We start from the raw sequence: 4,056 nt of genomic DNA, 5'->3' as shown, positions 1-4,056 counted from the left end.
ACATTGTACCATACAGAGGTTGGAGTCCTCAATTTTCATTTAAGTTTACAAAACGTATAAATCTCAAAGGAGGAAGCATATTGACAGAATATTTTTTAAACCTTGCTACGAAAGGAAATCATAATTATTTAGACAAAAGTGTAAGAGAAAGAATAGGGTATATTGCTGGTTTCGTAGGATTGTTTGTAAATTTACTGTTATCTATATTAAAGCTTATTACGGGATTAATAATGTCTTCAATTGCTGTTACTGCTGATGCTTTTAATAATTTATCTGATACTGCCTCTTCTATTATGACTGTAATAGGATTTAAACTTTCAAATGCGCCACCAGATAAAGAACATCCTTATGGTCATGGAAGGATAGAGTATCTAACAGCATTGATAATAGCATTTATGGTTATGGTAGTAGGATTTCAATTTGTTAAATCATCAGTTGATAGGATAATTAGCCCAAAGGCTATAGAATTTCAGATAATCCCTTTTATATTATTAGTAATATCTATATCTCTCAAAATATGGCTAAGCTTTTTTAATAGAAAACTTGGAAATAAGATTTCATCAGCAGCTTTAAAGGCAACAGCTACAGATGCTTTAGGTGATGTGATTATTACTTCTGTAGTAGCCTTTTCTTTACTTTTATCACTAATTACAGAATATCCTATTGATGGGTATGTAGGAATTTTAGTATCTATATTTATTCTATACTCAGGATTTTCACTAGTAAAAGAAACCCTTAGCCAATTAATTGGTGAGGCTCCTCATGAGGATTTAATAAGAGAATTAACCGAAGGAGTTCTTTCCTATGATTATATATTAGGTGTACATGATTTAATAGTTCATAACTATGGGCCAGGTAAGGTAATGGCTACAATAGATGCAGAGATACCATCGGATATAGATGTAGTTACAATTCACAATATAATTGATCAGGCAGAAAGGGAATTAAGTGAAAAGTTTAATCTACACTTAGTAATTCATATGGACCCTATAGGCTTTCAATCAAAAGAGTCTGTTGACATTATGAATAAAATAAAAAATAGAATAAAAAAAGACTCATTTATTAAATCTATGCATGACTTCAATATCATAGAAGATAATGGAAGTAAGATTGTGGTTTTTCACGTAGTGGTAGATGGAAATAAGAGTGATAAACAGTTTTCAGAAGAAGAATTTAAAATAGAACTGGCAGAGCTAATAAAAGAGATAAATCCAAATTTAGATAGCGATATTATCATCGATATGGAGTATTAAATTAATATATTTGTTATAAAGAAGAACTAGATATAGTAAAATTTCATATAATGAATATATTAGATAAAAATAGGGGGATAAGAAGATGAAATTTTTATTTTTTCCTTTTATTGCATTAGGAAAATTGGTTGAAGGCATAATGAAAATGACTGGAAGACTAGTAGCTATTATGTTAGGATTTGCTTTTCTGATATTAGGTATTGTTTTGAGTTTAACATTTATTGGTGCTATTCTAGGTATTCCATTAGCTATTTTAGGATTTACAATGATAATAAGAGGACTTTTTTAAGGATGGGAAGTAGAATCAACCATCCTTTTTTATATTGTATAAGAATCATCAAATATTGGAAATATATTTAAAAGGATTAGGAGATGAGAATATGGAGAAACCTATGAATAAATTAGAAAATTTAGAGCCAAAGAGAGTGTTTTATTATTTTGAGCAATTATCTCAAATTCCAAGATGCTCTTATAATGAAGAGAATGTTAGCAACTATATAAGAGAGATTGGCAAGAAGCTGGGTCTTGAGACGGTTCAAGATAATGTACTTAACGTCATCATTAGAAAACCTGCTACACTAGGATATGAGGATTCAGAAGGAGTTATAATACAAGGACATATGGATATGGTATGTGAAAAAGAAGATACTAGCAGCCATGATTTTAATAAAGATCCTATTAAATTAGAAATTGATGGAGACTATATTCATGCAGATAAAACTACTTTGGGAGCAGATAATGGAATAGCTGTAGCGATGGGGTTAGCAATCCTTGAAGATACTACTTTGGAGCATCCTAGTATAGAGTTGTTAGTAACCACGTCTGAAGAGACTGAGATGGATGGAGCTCTTGGATTATCTGAGGGTGTCTTAAAAGGAACTAGGCTATTGAATATAGACTCAGAAGAAGAAGGGGTACTTGTAACAGGGTCTGCTGGAGGAGAATTAATTGAAGTAAAAATTCCAATAGAATATAAAGAAGTTTCTGATTCCTATGAAATTGAGATAGAGGTCAGAGGTTTGATGGGAGGACATTCTGGTATGGAAATCCATAAACCTAGAGGTAATTCTAATAAGATATTAAATTCTATATTAAGGGAAATAAAAGAAACTATAGACATAAAATTGATATCTATTACAGGTGGAACTAAAGATAATGCTATTCCAAGACAGAGTAGGGTTAAGATTGGAGTGAATTCTGAAGATTTATCTAAATTTAATGATAAGATTGAAGAAATCAGAAAGAAAATTATAGATGAAAATAAGCTAGAAGAGCCAGATATTAGCATAGGAATTACAAAAGGTAATTTGGTTTCAAAGGTTTTAAGTTCAAAGGTCCTTAGTTCTTTAATTTTGCTTATTGATTCTATTCCAACAGGAGTATTTACTAGACTTGCCCAAAATGAAGAGATAGTAGAAAGCTCTAGTAATTTAGCTATAATCAAAACGGAAGAAGAGCAAATCATAATTCAAGTATCAACTAGGAGTTCAGCAGAAAGTGTGTTATTAAAACTACGTCAAAATATCCTAGAAGAAATAGATAAAACTAATGCCTCTTACAGCATTAGTGGTAATTATCCAGAATGGGAGTATAATCCTGAATCAAAATTAAGAGATACAGCATTAGCACTATACAAAGAAGTATTTGGAAAAGAAATGGAATCAACAGTAATTCATGCAGGATTGGAATGTGGAGTATTTGCAAAGAAATATCCAGAGTTAGACATCATTTCATTTGGGCCAAACATGTATGATGTCCACACACCTAAGGAGAGACTTAGTATTTCGTCTACAAAAAGAACCTATGAATATTTAAAGGAACTATTGAAGAGATTGAATTAGAATTAAAATTAAAAGAAAATTAATAGACCCTTATCTCTTAAATAGAGAGAGGGTCTATTGTAATTTCTCTTAAAAAATTAGTTGCAACAGAAGATAAACTACTATTTTCAAGTGTTATTATTGCAACTTGAGTAAATAAAGATTCATTATCTATAACTTTGAACTTCAAATTATTTGCAAGTACAAGATTCTTAGATGATATTGGAACAATAGCAACTCCTAGGCCAGCATTTGCCCATAGCAAGGAAGTTCTAGAATCATCATTTATACAGAAAATATATGGACTTATTTCAACCTTTTGAAATGCAGAAATTATTATACTTTCAAATCTACGATAGATTATGAGAGGTTTTTTATTAAGATGTTCTATTGAAATATTAGACCCTAGTTTGTCTAAATCATTGTCATTTTTATATGCTGCTATCATAGGCTCAACTTTCAAATAAGTAATATTGAGTCCTGTTTTATCGAAGGGTGTCCTTACAATCCCAATCTCAATAACCCTTGAAAATAACATTTCAATAATTTCAGGGGTTATGCCCTCATATAATTCATATTTTATATTATTATATTTTTGATGAAATTTAAGAAAATTATTTTCTAGTAAGTCGGCATCTATGGCTGATATAGTTCCAATTTTTAAGGTCCCTTTAAATCCAGATCTACTATCTTCTAATTCTCTTCTAATAGAATGTTTTAGCTCAAGAATATTATTTGCTTTAGTGTAAAGAATTTCACCTGCATCTGTAAGAGTTATTTTTCTCGGACCCCTATAAAATAGTTTCATATCTAAATCATCTTCAAGATTTTTTATATGATTACTAAGTGCAGGTTGTGCGATATGTAACTTTCTTGCGGCAGCAGTTATATTTCCCTCATTTACAACTGTAACAAAATATAAAAGTTGTTTTAAATCCATAATCAACTCTCCTATATAAAAAATTATATATATTCTATAATAT

At 30.2% G+C, this 4,056-nt stretch carries 4 protein-coding genes; 3 read left to right on the top strand and 1 reads right to left on the bottom strand.

Annotated features, from left to right (window positions below; genetic code table 11):
- Positions 1 to 80 precede the first annotated feature (80 nt).
- The 3 genes from RDK80_RS20000 (at position 81) to RDK80_RS19990 (ending at position 3,094) form a co-directional block, all read left to right on the top strand.
- Positions 81 to 1,253: a cation diffusion facilitator family transporter gene (locus RDK80_RS20000; protein WP_308525317.1), complete on the top strand. Its 1,173-nt coding sequence runs from the start codon at positions 81 to 83 to the stop codon at positions 1,251 to 1,253.
- Positions 1,254 to 1,338: 85 nt separating this feature from the next.
- Positions 1,339 to 1,542: a hypothetical protein gene (locus RDK80_RS19995; protein WP_216559401.1), complete on the top strand. Its 204-nt coding sequence runs from the start codon at positions 1,339 to 1,341 to the stop codon at positions 1,540 to 1,542.
- 91 nt (positions 1,543 to 1,633) lie between these two features.
- Positions 1,634 to 3,094 carry an aminoacyl-histidine dipeptidase gene (locus RDK80_RS19990; RefSeq protein ID WP_308525316.1) on the top strand — a complete coding sequence of 487 codons (1,461 nt, stop codon included), beginning with the start codon at positions 1,634 to 1,636 and terminating at the stop codon, positions 3,092 to 3,094.
- 37 nt (positions 3,095 to 3,131) lie between these two features.
- Here the strand turns inward: RDK80_RS19990 and RDK80_RS19985 are convergent, their stop codons facing one another.
- Complete coding sequence (locus tag RDK80_RS19985) at positions 3,132 to 4,013, bottom strand: LysR family transcriptional regulator (RefSeq protein WP_308525315.1); 882 nt, start codon at positions 4,011 to 4,013, stop codon at positions 3,132 to 3,134.
- Positions 4,014 to 4,056: the final 43 nt, after the last annotated feature.

Source organism: uncultured Tissierella sp. (assembly GCF_902479755.1).
Lineage (GTDB): Bacteria > Bacillota > Clostridia > Tissierellales > Tissierellaceae > Tissierella > Tissierella carlieri.
The sequence above is the reverse complement of the archived record's forward strand: the minus strand, read 5'-3'. Positions and strand labels throughout refer to the sequence as shown.

Coding starts and splice junctions, on each gene's coding strand:
- RDK80_RS19990 (WP_308525316.1), top strand. CDS start 1,634: ATGGAGAAACCTATGAATAAATTAGAAAATTTAGAGCCAAAGAGAGTG.
- RDK80_RS19985 (WP_308525315.1), bottom strand. CDS start 4,013: ATGGATTTAAAACAACTTTTATATTTTGTTACAGTTGTAAATGAGGGA.
- RDK80_RS19995 (WP_216559401.1), top strand. CDS start 1,339: ATGAAATTTTTATTTTTTCCTTTTATTGCATTAGGAAAATTGGTTGAA.